A 24,604-nucleotide genomic window follows, 5' to 3' on the forward strand; every position below is an offset into this window, starting at 1 on the left:
CTGGATTAATCGGCAGTTGAACGCATTTCACCAAAACAGCCTTTGACAACCCAGACTCACCCCGTTAGTATTCGCCCCGTTCACACGATTCCTCTGTAGTTCAGTCGGTAGAACGGCGGACTGTTAATCCGTATGTCACTGGTTCGAGTCCAGTCAGAGGAGCCAAATTTGAAAAGCCTGCTTTTGAAGCAGGCTTTTTGCTTTTCATTATTCCCCCGCCAGCTCAAGATAGCTTCCCGCCTGGCAGGCTCTTCATTTGCAGCGTCATAAGAATGTGTTCCAGTTGTTTGAACGCTAACTCCTCTCAGACAAACTGGAAATATTATTAGCCGCTATAACTCATATTATGTCTCCATACAAAGATGTCCCCATTGGTAGGGTTAAAATATCTGCCTCTGTGTTATTCTCTAACCATTAATTTCAGGGAGATACTCAGGTTAAGGCTCTTTTAACATGATGCAAAACTCGTCTAAGGATATCCTTTCAGCGTGGCATGATTATGTAAAATTCAGTGGCGCAGAAAAGAGTAAAATACCGGCCAGCAAGGTACATGAGTACCAACAACTCATGCTCGGTATAAATAACTGTGAAGAAAACCAGAGCGGAGTAGTACTCCGTGTTACGCCTGAAATGCACAACCATTGCTGCCGGCGTTTCGTCAAATATGACGAAAAGGGTAAAATTACCCATATTGAGCCTGTTAACCTGCTATTTCCGGTACTACGCTGTATCGAAAATGAGCGAGGTAAGGCCAATGTAAAATACCTTCCGCTGTTCTCTTTCCCCCTCCCGAAATCATTTTTTGAACAGAACGAAAACACCCTGCTAGTTCCCGTCAAAGATGGACAACTTGTTAGCGCATTCCCCTTCGCTTTTCGCGAAATGTTTGGTGTTCAGCTGGATGAACTCGGTGAAAACCGTCATATGATGAGTATCGTTAGCGCGCTCACGGGGTGTAAATATGACACGTTCCTTGAGGCGTTTAAGGCTCTTCAGAAATGGGTCACTCAGCAATCAAACAGTAAATATCAGGGGCTGGAAACTGCGTTTAATGCCCTGGTGGCTCCGCTGCATAATGAGGATTACAACCTCAAGCGTGATGTGGAAGATTTCACCTGGCTTTGTGATAACGCGGTTGATGATTTCCCCTTGCTGGAGCAGTATCTCAGCCATATTCATAGTGACGAGAAGGCCCCGCATATTCACGAAGTGGTGACTGGCGGTTTGTTTGAAACGCAATATCCTCTGGGCCATGGGCAGATGGCGGCAATACAGGCGATTAATCAGGATGAGCGCCTGATTGCCGTACAAGGTGCGCCGGGTACGGGTAAAACCACGCTATTCAAGTCACTCATCGCACAACAACTGGTTGCCAGAGCACTGGCAATTGCTGATGGAAAGGACCAGAACTTCGGCATGCTGGTCACGTCCACTGCAATAAAAGCGGTGGAGAATATCATTGACGATCTGCGCAGTGACCCTGCAACTCAGGACCTAGACTGGTTATGGTTTCACAGCGGCTCGAATGAACAGGTTCAGCATGAGCTTACCCGGCTTGAGAAACTGATTGGTCGCTGGCGACAGGAAAGCTATGACCAACAGCAGCAGCACGATTTTTTAACTGTTTTACTCAAGCATCGCGACGAGATGAACGCTTGTTACCGGGCGTATCTGAATGAAAAGGCAGTCGCGATTCAATCTGTTGTGGATTGTGGTCTGGACACCCAAGTAGCAAAAGAGCTACCGACTCGTTTCATGGAAAAAATTCCCCCACTCGCCGTTCATGCACAGGTACTCGGCATTGATGTTTCGCTTCATCACCCCGACGACCTGGATACCTTAGCCTGTCAGTTAGAACAGCGCCTCCAGGAATTTAGAGAGATAAAACCGCAGCGTCTACAGGCCAGCAGAATTTACCAAACGTTGCAGGCGACATGGCCGCAGCAGCATAGTCTGGAGCAGATACTTAGCTGGATGGATTCACCGCTACGCCCGGCCCTGGAACTGCATTATCGCGACTATCCGCGTAAAGGGATAAAGCGTTATCTGGCTCTTTTTTTCGAGAGGAAATATCCAGCAAGGTTGCAACAGATGAGCCTGGCTTCACCGGAGGACTTTCGCAAATTCAGTCTTTCTTCCCTTCCCCATCATCAGCTGGCTGCTCTGGCTGATGCTGGAGAAATGCTTTCACAGCAGGGAGATAGCTTAGCGCTACTGGCGCTGCTCCTGCATGCAGAATCCGAAGCTCAACAGGAAGTTGACCTGCAGGCTCTTAATACTGAAGTAGCAGAATTGCAGGCACAATGGCGTCAGGTCATCCAGGCGCAACAGCTAACGGCACAGTTTCAACAGCTTTATCCGGAAGGTAACTGGTGCGACATTTTGCGTAAACGCTTTATCAGGCAACACAGGGAAATGTTCGAAGCCGCTATCGGTTATCTCTGGCAAGAGCAACTGAAGCGGAAAATTGAGCTGGAAGAGGTACTGACTCACTGGCGAGCGTTGATGAGTAAGCGCCTCAGTGCGGGCTATTATCGCTGGCTGGATAAGCTTGATGATTTCTATCGCGCACTGTCTCTTGTATATCCGGTAATGGCGACCACGCTGGTTTCCGCGTGGAAGGTTGCGGGTTATCGTAAGCTCGATGACCTCAAGGGGCATAAACCGTGGCACCTGGCACTGTGTGACGAAGCGGGCATGATTTCGCTTGAATCCCTGGTGCCCCTATTGAGTCGCAGTGAGAAAGCGATGATTGTTGGTGATCCTCTGCAAATTGAACCCATCAGAAACCTGTCAGAAAACCTGCAAACACAGTTGCGTGAGCGTCATTTCGCCAGCAACAATACCTTGTATGAGCGTGTCTCACCTGCAAGCGTCACGGGCTGGCACCGTGCTGCTGGGACGCTTTCCGGTAAGGTAGACGATACGGGTAATGGCATCATTCTCGATGAGCATCGCCGGTGCCAGCAACCTATTGCCGACCTTTTCATCCGACTGGCGAACTATCATGGCGTCAGCGTGGAAACGCCCCCCCCTTCCAGTCGTATTGCCAGCGCGTTTGAGAAATCAGGCGGACATCATTTGATGTTCTACAGCGTAGAAGGCCAGAAAGGCGATATGGTTAACACTAATCTGGATGAAGTTGATGCTATTGAGCTATTGCTGGATAAGCTGGAAGAAGCTGGTTACGATCTGACTGCCGATGTTGGCATCGTCACTCCCTATAGCAATCAGAAGTCATTGTTGATTAAACGTCTTGCGCAACGAATGAATCACTGGCAGAAAAACTGCATTGGTACAGTGCATCAGTTTCAGGGCGTAGGCTTTGAGGTCATCATCTACAGTCCGGTGATTTATCATCCCCTTGATAAGCCTGATTTTCAGAATGATGCACCAAACATGCTGAATGTTGTAGTTTCACGCGCAAAACAGCAATTTATTGTGGTAGGTAACCATCATCGATTGCGGCAAGCAGGTGGATATCTGAAAGTCCTTGCGGATAGCGTTGCTGAAAGCTTCCTTCTTGAACAAGGTAGCCAGCATCCGAATTTTGCCAGCCTTAGCCAGACCCCCCGTCTACAGCGTTATTATCGCGACTGCGAACATATTGCCGCATTTAGCGCGCTGGCCAGCCAGTGTGAACAGGAGCTGGTTATCATCGCTCCGTGGATCCGTCGAGGAGGTAAGAATTATCAGAGGCCGGAGCTGGCGCAGTTGGTAGCCACGCAGCGGCGTGGTGTCAGGGTTAAAGTTTATTACGGCTACTATCATCAGCGCATGGATCGCGCGGATGATAATGATGAGACTCTGGTTGCCGAGTACCGTGAACAATTAGGAAAAGAGAATATTATCCGGTTGACGGAAGGGACACATGAAAAGGTAATGATGATCGATGGCCGCTACATTGTTCTCGGGAGTTGGAACTGGCTATCTCATGGTTATCACCATAGCTGCGAGCGCAGTGAACAGTTCACTAATGCGATTCGCCATGAGATTAGTGCAGAGCTGGATGATGTGTCGCTGGTGAAGGAGCTTAGGGAGAGGTTGCGGCTGGAATAACTGACAAAGAACTAAAGCTGATAAACTGATGTCAACTGAATCTTCGACATTGCGACGATTCAGTTCTCAGTTCTCAGTTCTCAGTTCTCAGTTCTCAGTTCTCAGTTCTCAGTTCTCAGTTCTCAGTTCTCAGTTCTCAGTTCTCAGTTCTATCTTTTAGTATATCTAAATATATAAAAACGGATTAATCCGAAGCAAGTAAAATTATACACAGTTAAAACACATTGGTGGGAAATATGTTTTTATCAAATCTAAAAATGGACAATTTCAGACAATTCGAAGATTTTTCCTTAGAGTTAAATAAAGGGCTTAATTTACTTGTTGGTGAAAATAATGCAGGAAAGAGTTCCGTCATTGATGCCATCCGGATTGTTCTTGACACTACGTCTGTAGAATGGGTGAGTATAAAAAGTACTGATTTCCTCAGCGGTAAGAATGAACTATATATCCAATTAAAATTTGAAGATCTGTCAGCCCGTGAACTAGGGTTATTTCTAGAATATTTAACCAACGAAGAAATAACAACGGGTGTTAATAAGAGCTGTTTATATATAAACCTCTCAGCAAGCATAACAATTAATCCATTCAAAAAAACTCAATTCATCAAGACGGAAGTTCGATCTGGTTTGAGTAACGATGGCCCCATCATAGAAAGAGATATCAGAGAATATCTTGCTACAACATATTTAAAACCGCTACGCGATGCTGAGGTTGAACTATCGGCAGGGCGAACCTCAAGGCTCTCACAGATTTTAGGAAGTAATGTCAGTTTAGCTGGAGATGAAGGGGCGACTCAGCGGATTATTGAGTTACTAATTCACGCCACACAGGCAATTCAAAATGACTCTTCGATTCAAATGACTCAAGAGAAAATTTCAACTCTTTTGAACTCTTTAACATTCAAATCCAATATTTTCACACCTTTTTTAAGTTTATTGGGGAGTAAAGAATATACTGAAATGAGTGCCCCGGAGAAAGCGTTTGCTCTCAAATCCATTTTAGAGAAATTATCACTCGAACTCAACACTTCAGGAATTAAGCATGGATTAGGTTATAACAGTCTATTGTTTATGGCTACAGAACTAATGTTAATTCGTCAGGAAGAAGATCAGTATTCACTTTTACTTGTTGAGGAACCAGAGGCTCATCTTCATCCCCAACTACAGTTGAAATTCATTAATTACCTCAGGACTGAAAATAGTAAATTGCAATGTATTTTATCCACTCACAGTCCAGTGCTTTCATCAAAAGCCCCATTGGAAAGCTTAATTTTAATGCAAGATGGAAAGGCCTTTCCTTTAAGAAAGGAATGCACCGCTCTAAGTGGTGATGACTATATATTTCTTGAGAAATTCTTAGACTCAACTAAGGCAAATATGTTTTTTGCAAGAGGTATATTGATTGTTGAGGGTATTGCGGAGATGGTGTTAATACCTAAAATAGCTGAATTACTAGGACGACCACTAGAAGATTATGCTGTGTCATTGGTTAATGTCAATGGTTTATCCAGAAAGAGGTACGCTAAAGTTTATCGTTCTAACACCGCTTCAATGTCCCCCTCTCATCTCCCAATTAAAGTTGGGTGTATTACTGATTTAGACCTATGGCCAGATGAAGCGGAGGCAACAATCTCAAACAGTTATGGGTTTAAACAAAAAATACAGCCTAATGAAACCACCGGCCGAGGGGGAAACCTTCAACATTGGCTGAATGAGTTGACATCAGAACAAATAAACCAGAAAAAAAATAGTAAATCCGAGTTTGATGGAGAACTTGTTAAAACATTTATATCAAATGACTGGACATTTGAATTTTGCCTTGCTAAATATGGGCTAAGTGAAGAATTATATGAGGCCCTTCATGGTAACCTTATAGGCTATGAAAATCTTAGTACTGATGCACAAATAAGGGCTGTGCAATTATATGGAGAAATAGAAAATAAAGGTGATGGAAAAAGCGAAGTAAGTTATCTTCTTGCAAAGATCTTATCGAAATATAGTGAACGACCTTCAGAGTTAAGATCTAAACTACCTCCTTATATTATAGAAGCCATCGAATACGTAACAGAAGAATTCTCTAATGACGAGGAGACATCGAATGAACATTGAAATTAGTGAAAGAGACATCAACGATGTAGAGCAAGAGTTAAACTTGTCATTTGATGATGCAAGACGCGAAATAATACAATCATATAATGATGTCCAAGCTTGTCCTGGTAGCGGCAAAACAACAATGGTAGCGGCTAAGTTGTTAATTATCGCAAAAAAATGGATGAGTTTACATCAAGGTATATGCGTCCTAACGCATACTAATGTAGCTAAAAAAGAAATTATAGAGCGTCTCCAAACGAGTATACATGGTGGGAAATTGTTAACTTCACCACATTTCATCGGCACTATTCAAGAATTCGTTAATAAATTTCTTGCAATACCTTATCTTCGTTCTCAAGGATTTAAAATAACTCACATCGATGATGAAATATGTTGTGCAAGAGGCTGGGGTTTTCTTAATAGAGGAACGAAAAATTACCTTGAAAGAAATAGGATAAAATCCATTCAAGAGATGCAATATAAATTTATAGATGGATGCCTTGACCTTAACATCCCTAGTTTCCGTAGAGAATCACAGTCGAACAGTTATCAAGATTTGATAAATGCTAAAAATACACTTATGACAGAAGGTTATTTCTTTTATCACGAAATGTATGAAATATCAAAAGACTATATACACCACAACCCTGATATTATAAAAGCAATTCAATCTCGTTTTCCTATCGTTTTTATCGACGAAATGCAAGACACCCAAAAATTTCAAGATGAATTTTTAAATACAATCTTTCGAAATGATAATGATCAAGTTAAGATGCAACGGTTTGGCGATCCTGACCAAGCTATTTATGGGACTAATGAGGAAGAGAACCAAACCTATAATCAAGCAGAGTTAGAAAAAGTAAAAAATAGTCATCGCTTTAATAGCTCTATAGCATCAATTGCTAGAAATCTAAGTTATAATCGCATAAATTTAACATCGGAAATTTCTCATCCCAATCAATCACTACATACAATATTTCTTGTCGATGATAGTTCTCGCACTAATGTATTTGAGCATTTCGCTAATTTATGCTCGCAAGTAGTTCCGATTAACTGTGAATACCCAATAAAATCTGTTGGTGCAGTTGGTAAAAAAAGTGAAAACTCTTTAACGATTTGCAGTTATTATGAGAATTTTGAAAAAACTGATTCTACAGTAGGATTCAAAAACACTAAGTTAATTCAATATATATATGTTGCCCGCCAACAAAATCGTAACAGTGAATCTTACCGTACAATCCTTGATGGAATTATTCATTTCGGGAGAGTATCTAATTTTCAGATCACAATGCAAGATGGTTCACAATCTGATATATCAGTCGCAAACATAAAAAAACACCTTAAATTATCTTCACTTTTAGTTGATTTTAACTTGTTAGCGATGTCTTTAATGACAAATGAAATATCCGAAGAAACTTGGGGAAATTCCGTCACCTTATTATTGTCTTACTTAGGTATTAATATATCTAACCGAAATCACATTTTTTTATCTTTCGAGCGTAATCTAATAAACGAACCCCATGATAGTCCAACTAGAAATATTATCTCTTTTGAAATTGAAGGAAGAATTATAGAGAATCAAATTGCAACAATTCATTCTGTAAAAGGGGAGACGCATGCTGCAACTTTACTTCTAGAAACAAAATATCATACTAATGATATAACAACCTTAATTGACTACATTCTTTTAGAGAATATAACACAACCGACAGAAGCCAGAAAAAAGAAATTCATGAAGCAAATATATGTTGCACTCACAAGACCTAAATACTTATTGTGTATTGCAATGAATAAATCAGGATTTCCGGCCGAGCATATTTCAAAGCATGAACTTGCGGGTTGGAATATTTGCGATTTAACTCAACATTGATATTAATATTTAGTATAACGAAGCTGTTGCTACAAATAACATATAGCAACAGCAATATTCATAAGAAACTATTATTTTGTTAACCATATCTCTTAGAAAGATCAATTTATTCTTCAGAGAGAATGTTATCATTTTAAAAAAATTATATATTCACATATCTTACATCATTCAGACAAAACAGGAAGGGCCCAAATATAGTTTCTTATACAGTCATTACGATAGTATCAGTCTGGATACCAGAACAAGTCTCGTCATGCTAAGAATACATAGAATCTTTGAACCTATTAAGCTAACTCATTGAATGCTCCCATGAACCGAATAAGTGATCATTTTGGTGTTCTTGACAGAACCAGATTTATGATTTAGCTTAATCTTCAGCCAGTTAATGGCTAAGGCGATCCCCGTCAAAGAAGCCATATTCAGAAAAGTCCGCTTGAGGATACTTAAGCAGGCTTTTTGCTGTTCTGCGTTCTGTATACCAATTAACAAGACGATACCCCTATCACACTCTTGGTAAAATGGCGGACATCAGTGACCAATCATTGCTTTTGTCTCAACACCACAATGTTAGGATCATTGGCGAAAATTTAAGTATTCCTCTCTTATCTAAATTTTTTATGTCTTACAGACATGGAGTCACAGTATGATGCAAAAACATTTTGAAATTGTTCAGACTATTATCGTTAACTGCTTTATGAACAATATGGCAAACAATAGATTTTTATACAGCAAGACTAATGGCAGCTCAACTATAAAATACCCATTAAACTGCATAGGTTTTTTCTCATGGAATAGCAGTTTGCAAAACGATTACACAAAACTCGTCTTATTTCCTATTTTCTTTGATTATCTGGATAGCTATGTTGACCTTCGTTTTGACTGTGTCAACGAAAGCTTCAACAAAAAGAACCTCATTCTCGAATCCAATATTGATAAAGATTCAATTGATGATTTGTTCCTTCATACGCTGTACAAAATGTGTTCTCAGATTAGAAATAAAATGCTTCACCATCGGCTCAACTATGACGGTGCCGAAGTGACAGCCAGCGAGACCACTGTCACCATTCCTCAGTTCAGAGTTATCAATGAACTGATTTACCAATATGTAAAATTCTCGAAGACTGGTAAATCACTCTTTGAAAAAAACGCTCTCTATTCCGGGTTAGTTGATATTCTTAAAAAAATAAAGATAGTGAACATGAGTTTGTTCAACGAGTAGAGTTGATGTCCGACTACTTGTTCATACCCCCCTATGAAGCTCGCGATTTGCACCCTATCAATGCCCCCATGACTTCCACTGACCTCCTTATCGATCGAGTCTCTTATCCTGCAAAATGTTTCTACGATGAAAATGAAATATTTAAGGAAAAATATCCAGATCCTGATGAAAAAATCGTCATTGGAAATCGTTATTATTTTTTCCAAATGGAAGACAAATTCTATTTAGTACCTTCGGAAGCGGTAAACCATCGCAAAAAGATCACTTTCGGTGAGATTGATGCCTGGGAGTTTCAAACACAGTAACCTTTCTATAGGCCCGATGCACGAGTGCATCGGATACTTCAGCGTGAACCAGTGCATCCGGGTTATGCTCGCAGAAAGAGATACAAAGTGTGCAGTTGGGAAAATGTGGAAACAAAGCATCACCTATTACGATACATACACTGACTTTATGAGTAACATCAGGAAAATCAAACTTCATGTCCCTGAAAACTTCCAGCAGACCGATATAGTTGGGATTGTTAGCAACCAAACCACCATCCGCAAAATAAGTGCGGAGATCTTCACAATAGGTTGGTGATTTGTTTTGATTTGGCGATTGATCAGATCGCACAATCCGGGCTGGGTTCCCTCAAAGTGATCTACTATTCCGCGCAGCTATTTAGTCGATGTTGAGCAGGTCATTAATATGCGACGTTCATAACTAACTCGCTAGCCGACTGGCGAGGGGCCATTTTATGGTCTGTTGTATTTCAGCACTTGGCGGTCATTCTGGTGGTCTTGTCAGAAAGGAACATCTGATTTAGCTTACTAATTAGCCAGCTATTGGCAAAGGCGATCCCAGTCAGAGGAGCCATATTTAAGAAGCCTGCTTAGGAAACTAAGCGGGCTTTTTGCTTTTCTGAACTGACAAAATCTGGAACAAAAAAGCCCGCTTAATGCATCTTAAGCGGGCTTCTTATTATCTAACACAACCTTCCCTTACTCCCAGGCGCGCTCGGCCTTAGTGGCGTCAAACACCGGCGGTGGCCTGCGGAAGCGGCGGGTGAGGAAGGCCAGATACAGAATGCCGACCGCAGCCCACACCAGCCCCAGCGTCAGGGACGTGACTTCCAGGTTCACCCACAGCACCGCCACCGTCGCCGCGCCAATCAGCGGCAAAATAAGGTAGTGCAGCTTTTCGCGCCAGGTTTTGTTGCGGCCTTCGCGACGCCAGAAGTGGTTAAACACCGACAGATTCACGAAGGTAAAGGCCACCAGCGCGCCGAAGTTGATCAGCGCCGTCGCCGTCACCAGGTCAAAGAACAGCGCGGACAGTGCCACGATGCCGACCATGATCACGTTCAGCGCCGGGGTGCGCCATTTCGGGTGCACGTAGCCGAAGTATTTTTCCGGGAATACGTTGTCGCGCCCCATCACATAAAGCAGGCGAGAAACGCTGGCGTGTGAGGCCAGCCCGGAAGCCAGGGTATTCACGAAGGTGGTGCAGAGGAAAATCGACTGGAACAGCTTGCCGCCAACGTACAGCGCAATCTCCGGCAGCGCTGCGTCCGGGTTTTTAAAGCGGCTGATGTCCGGGAAGAACAGCTGCATAAAGAACGACGCAACGATAAAGATGATGCCGCCGTAGGCCGCAGTCAGGAAAATAGCTTTCGGGATGGTGCGAGCCGCATCGGGCGTCTCTTCCGACAGCGTGGTCACCGCATCGAAGCCGAGGAACGAGAAGCAGACTATCGTCGCGCCGGTAATCACCGGGATCAGGTGCGCATTTTCGCTGATAAACGGCTGCAGCGACCAGACGGTGCCCACGCCCTCACCTTTGTGCAGCCCCTGCACCACCAGAATGATAAACACCACCATGATGGCAATTTGGACCAGCACAAACAGAGTGTTGAAGTTCGCCACCAGATTGACGCTCTTCAGGTTCGCCGCGGTCAGGATGCAGACAAACCCCACCACCCAAATCCACGGCGGGACTTCCGGGAACAGCGCCGAAAGGTAGATTTTGGCCAGCAGGACGTTAATCATCGGCAGGAACAGATAGTCCAGCAGCGAGGACCAGCCCACCATGAAGCCTACGTGCGGGCTAATGGCCTTTTGGGCGTAGGTATAAGCTGACCCGGCCTGCGGGAACTGACGTACCAGTTTGCCGTAGCTGATGGCGGTGAACAGCACGCCCGCCAGCGCCAGCAGGTAAGATGCCGGAACGTGGCCGTCGCTGATGCCGGACACAATCCCGAAGGTATCAAACACCGACATCGGCGTGAGATAGGCCAGGCCCATCACTACCACCTGCCAGAGTTTCAGAGATTTACGCAGCTGCGGTTTCCCCGCCTGCGAAGCGTTGTCTACGGAGAAATTAGTCGCCATGACGATGTCCCCCCACGCGGATACAGGTTTGCGAAACGTTCTTCGTTCGGGCAAACCTGCTTAGCCTGGGGGTTAATCGTAACTGTCGGGGAACGGCAATGGGGTTCACGCTGGCCGCTGGCCCGTCGTTATCAATACGGCAGCAGCGTTCGCCCTCGCCGTGCGGATATTTAAACATTTGCGTCTGCATCATTTCATTTCCTCGTCGAACACATTGTCGTTAACTGAAGACCCGTTGCCGCCCGCGCTCCATTACGCGACTTCGGGAAATGGCAGGTTGCCCTGCAAAACGTCCGGCCTGGCTCCGCTCAGTCCGTATGATGCTACTTATTTATTCGCCTGCCCGGCCACGTAGGCTCTGCCGGGCAGGCGCCACAATCAGGCGTTTTTGAGCATCCACTCAATTTCAGTTTCTGTGATTAAACGCTCAAACTGCACCAGCTCATCGTGCTTGCACGCATGGAAAACGTGGCTGAAACGCTCGCCCAGCAGGTCGCGCAAATGATCGTTCTGGGTGAACTCCCACAATGCGTCGCTCTGGCGGATCGGGAACGGCAGTCCATCCTGCTCCAGCCCGTTGCCTTCCACTTCTTCCTGCAGCGGCAGGTCGTTATCCAGGCCATGTAAAATCCCGGCCAGGATCGTCGCCATCACCAGATACGGGTTGGCATCCGCCCCCGCCACGCGATACTCCACGCGGTGATTGTCCCTGTCGCCACACGGAATACGCAGCGCCACGGTGCGATTGTTATGCCCCCAGGAAGCCTGAGTCGGGACATACATCCCCGGCTGGAAACGACGCCACGAGTTCACGTTCGGGGCCAGCAGCGCCATCGACGACGGCATCAGGTGGATCATCCCCGCCAGCGCGCGTTTCAGCAGCGCGGAGTCTTCGCCTTCGGCGTCCGCCAGCACGTTTTCGCCTTTGTTATTCAGCACGCTGATGTGGATATGCATCCCGCTGCCCGCATGCTCTTCATACGGCTTCGCCATAAAAGTGGCGTGCATCTTATGCTTCTCGGCGACAGTTCGCACCAGACGTTTTAACGCCAGCGCATCATCGCAGGCATCCAGCACGTTATCGGTGTGGTGCAGGTTGATTTCGAACTGGCCCGGCGAAGCTTCTGCTACCGCGCCATCGGCGGGGATAAGCTGCAGACGGGCCAGATCGTCGATGTCAGTCAGGACATCGGCAAAGTGGTTAAGGTTATCGACGGAGTAAACCTGGCTTTGGGTATTGCGGTCGTCGGTGCCCGGCGCGCAGGGCGGCTGCAGGTAGCCTTCGGCGTCGCGCTGGCGGTCAATTAAATAGAACTCCAGCTCTACCGCTACCACGGGGAATAGCCCACGCTGGCGCAGCTGCTGCCAGAGTCGGTTCAGCACGTTCCGCGGCTCAACGTCAAAGGGAGCGCCATCTTCATCCAGCATGGTCAGCATCATCTGGCCGATAAATTCCGGGTCAGCCGCCGAAGGGGTCAGCGTACCTGGCACTGGCACACAGCGACGATCGGGTTCACCCAGCTCCTGCCCCAGCCCGGCCTCTTCTACTACGTTCCCAAGAATATCCATGGCAAATACGGACGCCGGGAAGTAACAGCCCTTCTCTACCTTACGCAGCCCGGCCACCGGAATACGTTTCCCCCGGAAGCAGCCGTTCAGGTCAGTGAGCAGGACATCGACATATTGGGTATTGGGATAACGTTCAAGGAAGGTATTCACTTCGCGTGCAAACGCGCTACTTCGTCTCTCTTCGGAATGCTGAACAAAATTCTCAACTTCTACGATATTGGTTTCCATGATTCACCGCCGTTGCGTTGGATGCCGGTCGCTGATGTCGACCGTTAAATATAATGTCCACTTATCGACAATGGTGCGAAACAAAATGTTTGTCAAATGTTAATTTAAGTTTGCAAGACAGTTAAACCGCTGCTAAGTTGAGAAAATATTGAACGGAAATGGCCAACATGGAATCGTTTGGAAATAATTTAGTCCAGAATGTGAGGTTGATCATGGTCGATATATTTGACAAGCCGTTAATCGGCGTTGTGATGTGCAGAAACAGGCTTAAGGGTCATCTGACCCAGACGTTGCAAGAAAAGTACCTGAACGCAGTATTGAATGCGGGCGGCTTGCCCATTGCTCTGCCCCACGCGCTGGCAGAGCCGGAACTGCTGGAAACGCTGCTGCCAAAACTGGACGGGATCTTCCTGCCGGGCAGCCCCAGCAACGTGCAGCCGCACCTGTATGGTGAAAACGGCGATGAGCCTGACGCCGACCCCGGGCGTGATGAACTGAGCATGGCGCTTATTGCCGCCGGGCTCAAAAGGCGCATCCCCATTTTCGCCATCTGCCGGGGTTTACAGGAACTTGTTGTCGCCACCGGCGGGACTCTGTATCGTCGCCTGAGCGATCGCCCTGAGTTTCTGGAGCACCGTGAAGATCCGGAACTCCCGGTGGAGCAGCAGTATGCCCCATCACACGAAGTCCAGGTTCATGAGGGAGGATTGCTTTCGCAGTTGATACCGGGCTGCAACACGTTTTGGGTGAATTCATTACATGGCCAGGGAGCGAAAACGCTGGGTCCGCTGCTGCGCGTCGAGGCGCGTTCACAGGATGGTCTGGTGGAGGCTGCGAGCGTTCACGATCATCCTTTTGCCCTCGGGGTTCAGTGGCATCCGGAATGGAACAGTAGCGAATATGCACTATCGCGTTTGTTGCTTGAGGGTTTTATCACCGCCAGTCAGAACCACCTCGCTGAAAAGCAGCGGCTCTGACCACTACCGTTAAGGAAATGCCATTATGAGCGATGACGGCCTGGCGCCGGGTAAACGTTTGTCAGAGATCCGCCAGCAACTGGGTCTGTCTCAACGTCGTGCCGCCGAACTGTCTGGATTAACGCATAGCGCCATCAGCACCATAGAACAGGACAAAGTCAGTCCTGCCATCAGTACGCTGCAAAAGCTGCTGAAAGTCTACGGGCTGTCGCTCTCCGAGTTCTTCGCCGAACCGGAAAAACCTGATGAACCACAGGTGGTTATTAACTACGACGACCTGATTGAAATAGGCAGTCAGGGTGTTTCAATGAAATTAATACACAATGGGAATCCTAATCGTACGCTGGCGATGATCATTGAAACCTATCAGCCGGGAACCACCACCGGCGAGAGGATCAAACACCAGGGTGAGGAGACGGGCACGATACTGGAAGGTGAAGTGGTTTTGACCGTAAACGGCCAGACCTGGCACCTGGTTGCGGGGCAAAGTTATGCCATTAATACCGGCATGCCGCACAGCTTCAGCAACACCTCGGCAGGCATCTGCCGCATTATCAGCGCCCATACCCCCACCACGTTCTAATTATTTTCAGGCCTGAGTATTCAGGCCTTATTTCAAAACCTTTTTTAACAGGACTTATTTCCTGGGGCTTTTTGCAGCCCAAATTTGCCTGAAGAACCCAGTAAGGCCATTTATCCGATTGAATAAAAGGAGTCATCATGGACTTTCAGCATCTTAATTACTGGCAGGAGAAAGCCAAAAATACCTCGCCGGAAACGCGTTTGTTTATTAACGGCGAGTATTGCACCGCGCAGGATGGCGAAACGTTTAGTACCGTCGATCCGTTTGCACAGCGTGACCTTGCCGAAGTTGCGCGAGGCAAAAAAGCGGACGTCGATATTGCGGTGAAGGCCGCCCGCGATGTCTTTGATCGCGGTGACTGGGCGCAGGCTTCCCCGGCCAAACGCAAAGCCGTGCTCAGCAGGCTGGCAGATTTAATGGAACAGCATCACGAGGAGCTGGCGCTGCTTGAAACGCTCGACACCGGCAAGCCTATCCGCCATAGCCTGCGTGATGATATCCCGGGCAGCGCCCGCGCCATCCGCTGGTACGCCGAGGCCATCGATAAAGTCTACGGCGAAGTCGCCACCACCGGCGTCAACGAGCTGGCGCTGATTGTGCGCGAACCCGTCGGCGTGATTGCCGCCGTTGTGCCGTGGAACTTCCCGCTGCTGCTGGCCTGCTGGAAGCTCGGCCCGGCGCTTGCCGCCGGCAACAGCGTGATCCTTAAACCTTCTGAAAAATCACCGCTGTCGGCAATTCGTCTTGCAGCGCTGGCCAAAGAAGCTGGCCTGCCGGACGGCGTGTTTAATGTCGTAACCGGATTTGGGCATGAGGCGGGCCAGGCGCTGTCTCAACACCCGGACGTGGACGTGATTACCTTCACCGGCTCAACCCGCACCGGCAAACAGCTGCTGAAAGATGCGGGCGACAGCAATATGAAGCGTGTCTGGCTCGAAGCCGGCGGGAAAAGCGCCAATATCGTTTTTGCCGACTGCCCGGATCTGTCAAAAGCCGCGGCGACCACCGCCGCCGGTATTTTCTATAACCAGGGCCAGGTGTGCATCGCCGGGACGCGCCTGCTGCTGGAAGAGAGCATCGCCGATGAGTTTATTGCCCTACTGAAAGCGCAGGCGAAAAACTGGCAGCCCGGCAACCCGCTCGACCCGGAAACCATCATGGGGACGCTGATCGACTGCGCCCACGCCGACAACGTTCACGGCTTTATCCGCGACGGTGAAAGCCAGGGCAAGCTGGCGCTGGACGGACGAAACAACGCTCACCCGGCGGCTATCGGCCCGACGATTTTCACCGACACAACCGCAGATGCACGAGTCGGCAAAGAAGAAATCTTCGGCCCGGTGCTCGTCGTCACCCGCTTCACCTCCGAAGCCCAGGCGCTCGCCCTTGCCAACGACAGCGACTACGGCCTCGGTGCTGCCGTGTGGACCCGGGATCTCTCCCGCGCCCACCGCATGAGCCGCAGCCTTAAAGCCGGTTCCGTTTTCGTCAATAACTACAACGACGGCGATATGACCGTCCCGTTCGGCGGCTACAAGCAGAGCGGCAACGGCCGCGATAAATCCCTGCACGCCCTTGAGAAATTTAGCGAACTGAAAACCATCTGGATTGCCCTGGAGCCTTCATCATGACTGAACATACCACCAGCTATTACGCGGCCAGCGCCAACCAATATGAGCCGTTTCCGCAGTTGAACGAGTCCGTGGCCTGCGACGTGTGCGTGGTTGGCGGCGGCTACACCGGCCTTTCGTCTGCACTTCACCTGTCCGAAATGGGCTATGACGTGGTGCTCTTAGAGTCCGCGCGCATCGGCTTTGGCGCCAGCGGGCGCAACGGCGGGCAACTGGTGAACTCCTACAGTCGCGACATCGACGTGATTGAGCGCCGCTATGGCCCGGAAGCGGCCAAAATGCTCGGCAGTATGATGTTTGAAGGCGGGGAAATTATTCGCGAGCGCATCAAGCGCTACCAGATTGACTGCGACTATCGCCCCGGCGGCCTGTTTGTGGCGATGAACCACAAACAGCTGGAAACCCTCGAAGAGCAAAAGGCTAACTGGGAACGCTACGGCAACACCCAGCTTGAACTGCTGGACGCCAGCGAACTGAAGCGCGAGGTAAACAGCGACCGCTACGTCGGCGCCCTGCTCGATCACAGCGGCGGCCATATTCACCCGCTCAACCTGGCCATTGGCGAGGCTAATGCAATTCGCCTGAACGGCGGGCGCATCTTCGAGCAGTCTCCGGTGACCCACATTGAACACGCCAGCCCGGCGATTGTCAGCACGGAGAAAGGTAAGGTGACGGCGAAGTACGTGATCGTCGCCGGGAACGCTTACCTCGGCAATAAACTCGAACCTGAACTGGCGAAGCGCAGCATGCCTTGCGGCACACAGGTGCTGACCACAGAGCCGCTAGGGGAAGAACTTACCCGCTCGCTGATCCCGAGAAATTACTGCGTGGAGGATTGTAACTACCTGCTGGATTACTACCGCCTGACGGCCGATAACCGCCTGCTGTATGGCGGCGGCGTGGTCTACGGCGCGCGTGACCCGGCGGATATTGAACGCCTGGTGATGCCCAACCTGCTGAAAACCTTCCCGCAGCTGAAAGGCGTGAAGATTGACTACAGCTGGACAGGGAACTTCCTGCTGACGCTCTCTCGCCTGCCGCAGGTGGGCCGTCTGGATAAAAATATTTACTATAGCCAGGGCTGTAGCGGGCACGGCGTGACCTATACCCACCTGGCTGGCCGCCTGATTGCAGAGCTGCTGCGTGGCGATGCGGAGCGCTTCAATGCCTTCGCCAACCTGCCGCATTACCCGTTCCCGGGTGGCCGCACGTTCCGCATTCCGTTTACCGCAATGGGCGCGGCCTACTACAGTCTTCGCGATCGCCTTGGGGTTTAATTTGCCTTCGCTATTGTTCGAAAGACTCGGCCACGCTGAGGCTGACGAGCAATAACCCGACGCACGGAGCGATCCCCTCCGTGCGTTTTTTTATTCGCCAGCCAAAGCGTTATGGCCACTAAAACTTCACGTTGCGGCATATTAATCGAGGAAAAAATAAGGTGGCTTAAAGTAATTTACAGTCAATAACACCCAGATATTACCAGCCAGAATTTTTGAAAGTCTTCATCAATAACCCCCGCTATTCATTGCTTAAGCGGCAACGTAGCATGCAACGCATTCACCGACGACTCGCCTTATTAACTAAATTGAGAGACTCATTATGATGCGTAAACTGATTAACTCCGCCCTGGCCCTGACCGTATTGACCGCCCTTACCGGTACGGCTTTAGCCGCTACTGAAGTCCAGCAAACTGGCACCGGACCGAGCATTGGCACAGTATCAACCAGCGGGGCATACACCCTGGACCAGGCGATAAATCAACTTTCTGACAAAGCAGATAAAGCCGGTGCCACATCCTTTAAAGTGACTTCCGCTGGCGGGCAAAATAAACTTTATGCTACTGCAGAATTATTCAAATAAATAAAAGCTCGCGATGCGCGAGCTTTTATTTTTCTGACTGAATATTACAGTCGTCCTGTTTCCGTGGCGGCTGTATTTATTTGGACCGGCATCCCCGAACGCCTGTTAAGCGCTTCACTCACCACCGACGAATTCACACCAGACGCCTGAGTTTCGCTACGCAAAATAGTGGTCATCGGCAGCGGTACTTTCTTGTCGGACTCAAACTCCGCGCGGTTGCGTGACAGCGGCTCGTGGACCTCTAACCAGCGTTTGCCATCCGGCTCGGTGGTTATCTTCACCGGCTGGTCAATCAACTGCACGCGGGTCCCGACCGGCACATTATAGAACAGGAATTTAATGTCGTCGTTACGCAAGCGGATACAGCCCTGGCTGACGCGCAGGCCGATACCAAAATTGGCATTGGTGCCGTGGATGGCGTACAGCTTGCCGATGTAAATGGCGTACAGACCCATCGGGTTATCCGGCCCCGGCGGCACAAAAGCAGGCAGCGTTTTGCCTTCTTTGGCGTATTCACGGCGGGTATTCGGGGTTGGCGTCCAGGCCGGGGCATCCTGCTTGCGCTCAACGCGGGTGACCCAGTTGCGCGGCGTTTCGCGTCCGGCCTGACCGATACCTATCGGCAGGATTTCTACGGTGTTAGTGCCCTTCGGATAATAATAAAGGCGCATTTCCGCCACGTTCACCACGATCCCTTCCCGCACGGTATCCGGCAAAATTACCTGCTGCGGAATCACCAGCTGTGTGCCTACTTTAGGCAGGAACGGATCGACGCCCGGATTGGCCTCCAGCATATTACTGAAGCCTTGCCCGTACTGAGCGGCAAAGTGTTCCAGCGGCTCCTTGTTTCCTTCCGGCACGGTAATCGTCAGGGGTGCACCCACCAGGCGGCTACCTTCCGGCGGTAAAGGATATGTCACGGCCATCGCGCTCTGCGTGACCGCCGCCAGAGCAAATGCCAGCGTGGAGAAACGAATCATAATTTCCCTGTTAGTTAACATGATGTGAATACATTAAGCATAACCGCCCTGAGACAATTCTGTAAGGATTAGGCGTTAATATGTCTACTAATTGTACAGTCGGGTTGCGACCGCTGGCTGCAGAGGGCATGATGTCCTCTTGTTTTTTAAAGGAGACGTTATGCAGGAATTGATATCCGCCCTCGAGCAATACGGCATTCAACCCGGCCACACCACTTCCCTGATCGTCATTTTCGGCATCATTTTTCTTACCGCGCTGGTAGTGCATTTTATTCTGCACGGCATTGTTCTGCGTGCCTTTGAGAAACGCGCGCAGTCCAGCGCCAGCCTCTCTTTGCAGATAATTACCCAGAACAAGCTGTTCCAGCGGCTGGCGTTTCTGCTGCAGGGCATCATCGTTAACGTTCAGGCGGTGCTGTGGCTGCAAAAAGGCAGCGACGCGGCAACCATTCTGACCACCTGCGCCCAGCTGTGGGTCATGCTCTACGCGCTGATGTCCTTCTTCTCGCTGCTGGACGTCATTTTCGGCCTGTCGGGGAAATTCGCCTTTGCTTCTCAGCTACCGCTGAAAGGTATTTTCCAGGGCGTGAAGCTGCTGGCCGCGATTGTCGTCGGCATCATGATGGTGTCGCTGCTTATCGGGAAATCCCCGGCAATATTGATAAGCGGTCTCGGTGCGATGGCCGCCGTGCTGATGTTGGTGTTTAAAGATCCGATTCTCGGCCTGGTCGCTGGCATTCAGCTTTCTGCCAACAGCATGCTGAAAATGGGCGACTGGCTGGAAATGCCGAAATACGGCGCGGACGGGGCGGTGATCGACATCGGGCTGACGACGGTGAAAGTCCGCAACTGGGACAACACCATTACCACTATCCCAACCTATGCGCTGGTGTCTGATGCCTTTAAGAACTGGAGCGGTATGTCAGCCTCCGGTGGGCGCCGCATCAAGCGCAGCGTGAATATCGACACCACCAGCATTCGTTTCCTGTCGCAGGAAGAGCAGGAGAAGCTCCTCAAGGCGAAGCTGCTGCAGCCGTATATGGCGGAGCGCGGGAAAGAGATCAGCGAATACAACCAGCAGCACGCCGACGACTCGGTGCTAAACCAGCGCCAAATGACCAACGTCGGCACCTTCCGGGCCTACCTGAATGAGTACCTGCGCAGCCACCCGCGCATTCGCAAAGACATGACGCTGATGGTGCGCCAGCTGGCCCCCGAAAGCGAAGGACTGCCGGTGGAGATTTATGCCTTCACAAACACCGTGGTTTGGGCGGAGTATGAAAGCATTCAGGCCGACATCTTCGACCACATTTTTGCCGTGGTGGACGAGTTCGGCCTGCGAATTCATCAGACGCCAACCGGCAACGACATGCGGGCCATTGCCGGGGCTTTTGAGCGCTAACCGGCGCTTTCTTCCTGGACCGAAAGCGGTTCTTTCGGCGGTCGCGGGTATTTTTTCAGCCAGCGGCCGCTGACCATTCGCCAGTAGAAGCACGCCCCGCGCACTGCCCAGTCGCCGAACATTCCCAGCCAGACACCTACTACGCCCATGCCCAGCACAATCCCCAGCGTATAACCGGCGATAACGCGGCAGCCCCACATCCCCGCCATTGAAACCCACATGGCAAAACGTGCGTCACGGGCGCCCTTCAGCCCGGCAGGCAGCACCCAGGAAGCGGCCCAGATAGGCATAAAGGCGGCGTTCATCCACAGCAGGACTTTGACGACTTCTTTTACGTCATCTTCGCTGGTGTAGAACGAGGCGAATAACCCGGCGAACGGCGCGGTTCCCCAGGCAATAATTGTCAGGCCAATCGTGGCGAGCCAGAACGTGTGGCGTAGCTGGCGCTCGGCCTGGCCGATTTGCCCTTTCCCGAGCCGCCTGCCGACGATGATCGTTGACGCCGACCCGAGGGCGTTACCCGGCAGGTTAATCAGCGAGGCCACGGAGAAGGCAATAAAGTTCCCGGCAATCACGTTGGTGCCCATCCCGGCAACAAACATCTGCGTCAGCAGCTTGCCGCCGTTGAACAGCACCGACTCGACGCTCGCCGGAATACCAATGCCGAGCACCTCCCACAAAATGCCCCAGTTCAGCGGCGTAAAATAACTTCTCAGCGAGATGCGCAGCGCCGGGTTAAAACCAATCATCAGCACGAAGATAATGCCTGCTGCGCCGATGTAGCGGGAAATCGTCAGCCCCAGCCCCGCGCCGACAAAGCCCAGCCCGCCCCAGCCAAAGATGCCGTAGATAAGAATGCTGCTGATGATGATGTTGAGGATGTTCATGCCGCCGTTAATCAGCAGAGGAATTTTGGTGTTCCCCGCCCCGCGCAGCGCCCCGCTGCCGATAAGCGCAATCGCCGCCGCCGGGTAGCTCCAGACGGTGGTTTGTAGATAAGAGAGTGCGAGAGCTTTAACTTCCGGCGTGGCGTTCCCGGCAATCACATCGATGATATGCGTGCCCGCCAGGTGAATGCCTGCAGCCATGATAAAAGAGACAATGGTCATCAGCACCAGCGACTGCCGGGCCGCAGCCCTCGCCCGCTCGGGATCCAGCCTGCCGAAGCTGAACGCTACCACCACCGTGGTGCCGAGGTCGATCGCGGCGAAGAACGCCATGATCACCATATTAAAACTGTCGGCGAGCCCTACGCCCGCCATCGCCTCTTTCCCTAACCAACTGACGAGGAAGGTACTGAGTACGCCCATCAACAACACGCAGGTGTTTTCGAGGAAGATTGGCACCGCCAGAGGCGTTATCTCACGCCAGAACAGCACCCGATAACTCTTACGTTTGGCGTACCACGGCGTTTTCGCCACGGTCTGGCGAAGGACTGCATGTAAGTTCAAGCGAGGACCTGCAAGGAAAGATAAAACGGCATTTCAAATAATGAGCGACAAATCGTTATCCTGCAAAGGATTTTTTTGTCTCCGATTGCCTGAAAAGGCAACAAGATGTTGATAGTTTCCGCAAACGCACCAAAGGGCGAGATTTTGCCTTTGACAAGCCCCTGAGCCGCCGCTAATATTCGCCCCGTTCACACGATTCCTCTGTAGTTCAGTCGGTAGAACGGCGGACTGTTAATCCGTATGTCACTGGTTCGAGTCCAGTCAGAGGAGCCATATTTGAGAAGCCTGCTTAAGGAAACTTAAGCAGGCTTTTTGCTTTTGGTGGTTCATGCAACAGTGTTATTTAACGTCGCCAAGTTCGGTGATTAATCCGTTATTATTGATGAACACGCCATATTGATGGATTTTGTTACCTCGTATATAAGGCGTTTGAGAGATATAACCATGCGTAAGCAGAACCTTTTGAGGGCTATACGCGACTTAAAGGAAGAACGACAAGCTCCACAACACTGCCCTCACCTACCCCCTTGCAGGGTTCCACGCCTTATGAACAAATTCGATACGGTTGCCGTCAAAATCAGCGATATTTGCAGCGTAATACCCGGTAGTGAAGTAAGTACGATCGGCCGGTTTGCCTTCATCGAGCCCGCCAGCTTTAATCGCGGCGGCATAGACCTCATCAACCTGTTGGTTGCTGTCACAAACAATCCCGACGTAAAGGCCGGTTTCCCCAGGTTGACGCTGGCGCAACCAGATGCTGGTGCCGATGCCCGAACCTGACGTATAAACCGCATCGGCTATTCCATACAGATCGGGAACGCCTTCCGGACCATTGCGAGAATCATAATGACCAAACGACTTCCAGCCGAGCGGTTTCAACGCAGCAGTATAAAAAGCCAGTGATTTCTCAAGGTCAGCAACGGAAACATAAATATGGTCAATCATCACAGCGCTCCTACAAATAAAGACAAATAACTGGTTAAACATACAGTTAATTTATACATTAAGCCACACTGGACTTAGCACTCTGTGCGTTGTCTTGGCATTATAGTTACGGCGAGAAGAATCAGAGACGCGAGATTAAAGCATCAAGTAACCAGGTTTTGGCATTTTCTGAGGGAGAAAATGCAGCCCACAGTACCAAGGCAACATTATCTCCGAATCTATGACGTTATAAATCCAGCTCCCACTCATCTCCCCCAAGCACCTTGCCGTTCACCTGAATCTCAATCCGCTGCACGCCGGGATAATACTGGCGGGTGGTGATTTTCTTCATCGCGTGCTTTTTCTCTATGGTGACCGCCCCTCCGGCCGGGAGTTCGAACGCGCGGAGCTTGAAGACCTTCGGGGCGGGGCTGCCGTTGGCTTTCATAAAGTGGATCACGTAATCCACCACGATGTTTTGCGAGGCGTCGCTGGTAGACCGCAGGCTGACCTTAAATTCCAGATTTTCGCCCAAGACAATGGCTTTTTGTTTGAGGGAGAAAGCATCCAGCGCGACGTCCGCGCCATGCTGCACGCCGATCAGCGACAGCGCATCCGGGTGGCCATTCTTGATTAAAGTGCGAAGTGAGTGGCGGGTTATCCAGGTCACTTTTTTCACGTCTTCAGCGCCGGACTGTTTCGCCTGCTGCTGCCAGTTTTGCAGGAGCTGAATCACATAGTCCGGGTGGTCTTTGGTGATGTCGTTGAGGTGGTTGGCGACGCTTTTTCTGACGTAAAGCTCCGGGTCGAACTTCAGGGCGTCCAGAATCGCTCTGGTTCCCGCCGGATCTTTAATAAACAGATGCAGCTTTTCGCCCCACGGCACGCGCGGGCGTGTGCCTTCCGAAGCCCAGCGGCGAATATCCACGCTTTCGTCCTGCGCACATTGCAGCAAAAAGCGCATGGTCGCGTCGGGATCCTGCTTGATAAAAGGCCGCACCGCCCATTCGGCGGTAAAGCAGACGGTGACCACTTTCAGGGCTTCGAGGGAAAGTTCCGGGTGATTCAGGCCATAGACCTGAATAAACTCCGCGAATGGCCAGACGGCAAAGCCGCGCAGTTTGTTCTCTTTTAGTACCGAAACCACCACAGCCAATGCTGCCGGGTAGTCCTGCGGCAGTTCCGCCGCCAGCGCGTCGCGTATGACCTGGACTCTGGCCTTCATTTCCAGCTTATCAAGGTGTTCTGCTTTGTTTAAAAACGCTTCGGCGTTAAAGGCGGGATAATGCCGCGCGATTAAGCTCGCGATGTCCTGCAAAAGCGCATGATTAAAGGCATGTTTAAACGCGTTCTGATTTTCGACGGACTCACTCACTGCACTGCTCCATG

18 protein-coding genes, 2 tRNA genes and 1 pseudogene are annotated in these 24,604 nt (G+C 49.8%); 13 read left to right on the plus strand and 8 right to left on the minus strand.

Features of this window, described 5'->3' with window-relative positions:
• Positions 1 to 89 precede the first annotated feature (89 nt).
• The 6 genes from LH86_RS18640 to LH86_RS18665 all read left to right on the plus strand — a co-directional run bounded on the left by LH86_RS18640 (position 90) and on the right by LH86_RS18665 (position 9,543).
• A tRNA-Asn gene (locus LH86_RS18640) sits at positions 90 to 165 on the plus strand.
• A gap of 288 nt (positions 166 to 453) precedes the next feature.
• On the plus strand, positions 454 to 4,059 hold the full coding sequence (locus LH86_RS18645; protein WP_231562706.1) for an AAA domain-containing protein: 3,606 nt from the start codon (positions 454 to 456) through the stop codon (positions 4,057 to 4,059).
• Positions 4,060 to 4,295: 236 nt separating this feature from the next.
• Entirely contained in the window at positions 4,296 to 6,167 is a 1,872-nt protein-coding gene (locus LH86_RS18650) for an ATP-dependent nuclease (RefSeq protein WP_039304480.1), read from the plus strand.
• A complete protein-coding gene (locus tag LH86_RS18655; RefSeq protein ID WP_039304483.1) occupies positions 6,157 to 8,019 on the plus strand; it encodes a UvrD-helicase domain-containing protein in 1,863 nt (620 codons plus the stop codon). Before LH86_RS18650 ends, LH86_RS18655 begins: the two co-directional genes overlap by 11 nt.
• A gap of 643 nt (positions 8,020 to 8,662) precedes the next feature.
• The gene (locus LH86_RS18660) at positions 8,663 to 9,238 is read left to right on the plus strand and encodes a hypothetical protein (RefSeq protein WP_039304485.1); all 576 of its coding nucleotides are present in this window, start codon (positions 8,663 to 8,665) and stop codon (positions 9,236 to 9,238) included.
• A 5-nt stretch (positions 9,239 to 9,243) separates the two neighbouring features.
• Entirely contained in the window at positions 9,244 to 9,543 is a 300-nt protein-coding gene (locus tag LH86_RS18665) for a hypothetical protein (RefSeq protein WP_156107042.1), read from the plus strand.
• Between the two features lie 157 nt (positions 9,544 to 9,700).
• Here LH86_RS18665 and LH86_RS22490 read toward each other — a convergent pair.
• From LH86_RS22490 to LH86_RS18680, 4 genes and pseudogenes are all read right to left on the minus strand, one after another.
• A pseudogene (locus LH86_RS22490) lies at positions 9,701 to 9,820 on the minus strand (patatin); the annotation flags it as partial.
• A 401-nt stretch (positions 9,821 to 10,221) separates the two neighbouring features.
• Entirely contained in the window at positions 10,222 to 11,610 is a 1,389-nt protein-coding gene (locus LH86_RS18675) for an APC family permease (protein ID WP_039304492.1), read from the minus strand.
• Positions 11,600 to 11,803, minus strand: a complete 204-nt coding sequence (locus LH86_RS22655; protein ID WP_156107043.1) for a hypothetical protein — start codon at positions 11,801 to 11,803, stop codon at positions 11,600 to 11,602. Before LH86_RS22655 ends, LH86_RS18675 begins: the two co-directional genes overlap by 11 nt.
• A gap of 185 nt (positions 11,804 to 11,988) precedes the next feature.
• The gene (locus LH86_RS18680) at positions 11,989 to 13,407 is read right to left on the minus strand and encodes a glutamine synthetase family protein (RefSeq protein ID WP_039304495.1); all 1,419 of its coding nucleotides are present in this window, start codon (positions 13,405 to 13,407) and stop codon (positions 11,989 to 11,991) included.
• 212 nt (positions 13,408 to 13,619) lie between these two features.
• Here LH86_RS18680 and puuD point away from each other — a divergent pair, with 212 nt between their 5' ends.
• The 5 genes from puuD (at position 13,620) to LH86_RS18705 (ending at position 18,458) form a co-directional block, all read left to right on the plus strand.
• Positions 13,620 to 14,384, plus strand: a complete 765-nt coding sequence (puuD, locus tag LH86_RS18685) for a gamma-glutamyl-gamma-aminobutyrate hydrolase (RefSeq protein ID WP_039304499.1) — start codon at positions 13,620 to 13,622, stop codon at positions 14,382 to 14,384.
• Positions 14,385 to 14,409: 25 nt separating this feature from the next.
• Positions 14,410 to 14,967, plus strand: coding sequence for an HTH-type transcriptional regulator PuuR (gene puuR, locus LH86_RS18690; RefSeq protein WP_039294996.1), 558 nt, complete (start codon positions 14,410 to 14,412; stop codon positions 14,965 to 14,967).
• 137 nt (positions 14,968 to 15,104) lie between these two features.
• A complete protein-coding gene (puuC, locus tag LH86_RS18695; protein ID WP_039304502.1) occupies positions 15,105 to 16,598 on the plus strand; it encodes an aldehyde dehydrogenase PuuC in 1,494 nt (497 codons plus the stop codon).
• Positions 16,595 to 17,875 (plus strand): NAD(P)/FAD-dependent oxidoreductase, encoded by a 1,281-nt coding sequence (locus LH86_RS18700; protein WP_039304505.1) that lies wholly within the window; start codon positions 16,595 to 16,597, stop codon positions 17,873 to 17,875. The genes puuC and LH86_RS18700 overlap by 4 nt, the downstream gene beginning before the upstream one ends.
• A gap of 322 nt (positions 17,876 to 18,197) precedes the next feature.
• The gene (locus tag LH86_RS18705) at positions 18,198 to 18,458 is read left to right on the plus strand and encodes a DUF1471 domain-containing protein (protein ID WP_052045617.1); all 261 of its coding nucleotides are present in this window, start codon (positions 18,198 to 18,200) and stop codon (positions 18,456 to 18,458) included.
• A gap of 44 nt (positions 18,459 to 18,502) precedes the next feature.
• Here the strand turns inward: LH86_RS18705 and ldtA are convergent, their stop codons facing one another.
• On the minus strand, positions 18,503 to 19,438 hold the full coding sequence (gene ldtA, locus LH86_RS18710; RefSeq protein WP_039304508.1) for a L,D-transpeptidase: 936 nt from the start codon (positions 19,436 to 19,438) through the stop codon (positions 18,503 to 18,505).
• A gap of 160 nt (positions 19,439 to 19,598) precedes the next feature.
• Between ldtA and LH86_RS18715 the strand changes: the two genes are divergently transcribed.
• Positions 19,599 to 20,840, plus strand: a complete 1,242-nt coding sequence (locus LH86_RS18715; RefSeq protein ID WP_039304511.1) for a mechanosensitive ion channel family protein — start codon at positions 19,599 to 19,601, stop codon at positions 20,838 to 20,840.
• Here the strand turns inward: LH86_RS18715 and LH86_RS18720 are convergent.
• A complete protein-coding gene (locus LH86_RS18720; protein ID WP_039304514.1) occupies positions 20,837 to 22,291 on the minus strand; it encodes an EmmdR/YeeO family multidrug/toxin efflux MATE transporter in 1,455 nt (484 codons plus the stop codon). The two genes, LH86_RS18715 and LH86_RS18720, sit on opposite strands and share 4 nt — an antisense overlap.
• Positions 22,292 to 22,488: 197 nt before the next feature.
• On the opposite strand from LH86_RS18720, the gene LH86_RS18725 reads away from it, so the two are divergent.
• Positions 22,489 to 22,564, plus strand: a tRNA-Asn gene (locus LH86_RS18725).
• A 246-nt stretch (positions 22,565 to 22,810) separates the two neighbouring features.
• Here the strand turns inward: LH86_RS18725 and LH86_RS18730 are convergent.
• Entirely contained in the window at positions 22,811 to 23,236 is a 426-nt protein-coding gene (locus tag LH86_RS18730) for a VOC family protein (RefSeq protein ID WP_039304518.1), read from the minus strand.
• Between the two features lie 226 nt (positions 23,237 to 23,462).
• Complete coding sequence (locus tag LH86_RS18735; protein WP_039304520.1) at positions 23,463 to 24,590, minus strand: DNA alkylation repair protein; 1,128 nt, start codon at positions 24,588 to 24,590, stop codon at positions 23,463 to 23,465.
• Positions 24,591 to 24,604: the final 14 nt, after the last annotated feature.

Source organism: Cedecea neteri, assembly GCF_000758325.1.
Classification (GTDB): domain Bacteria; phylum Pseudomonadota; class Gammaproteobacteria; order Enterobacterales; family Enterobacteriaceae; genus Cedecea; species Cedecea neteri_B.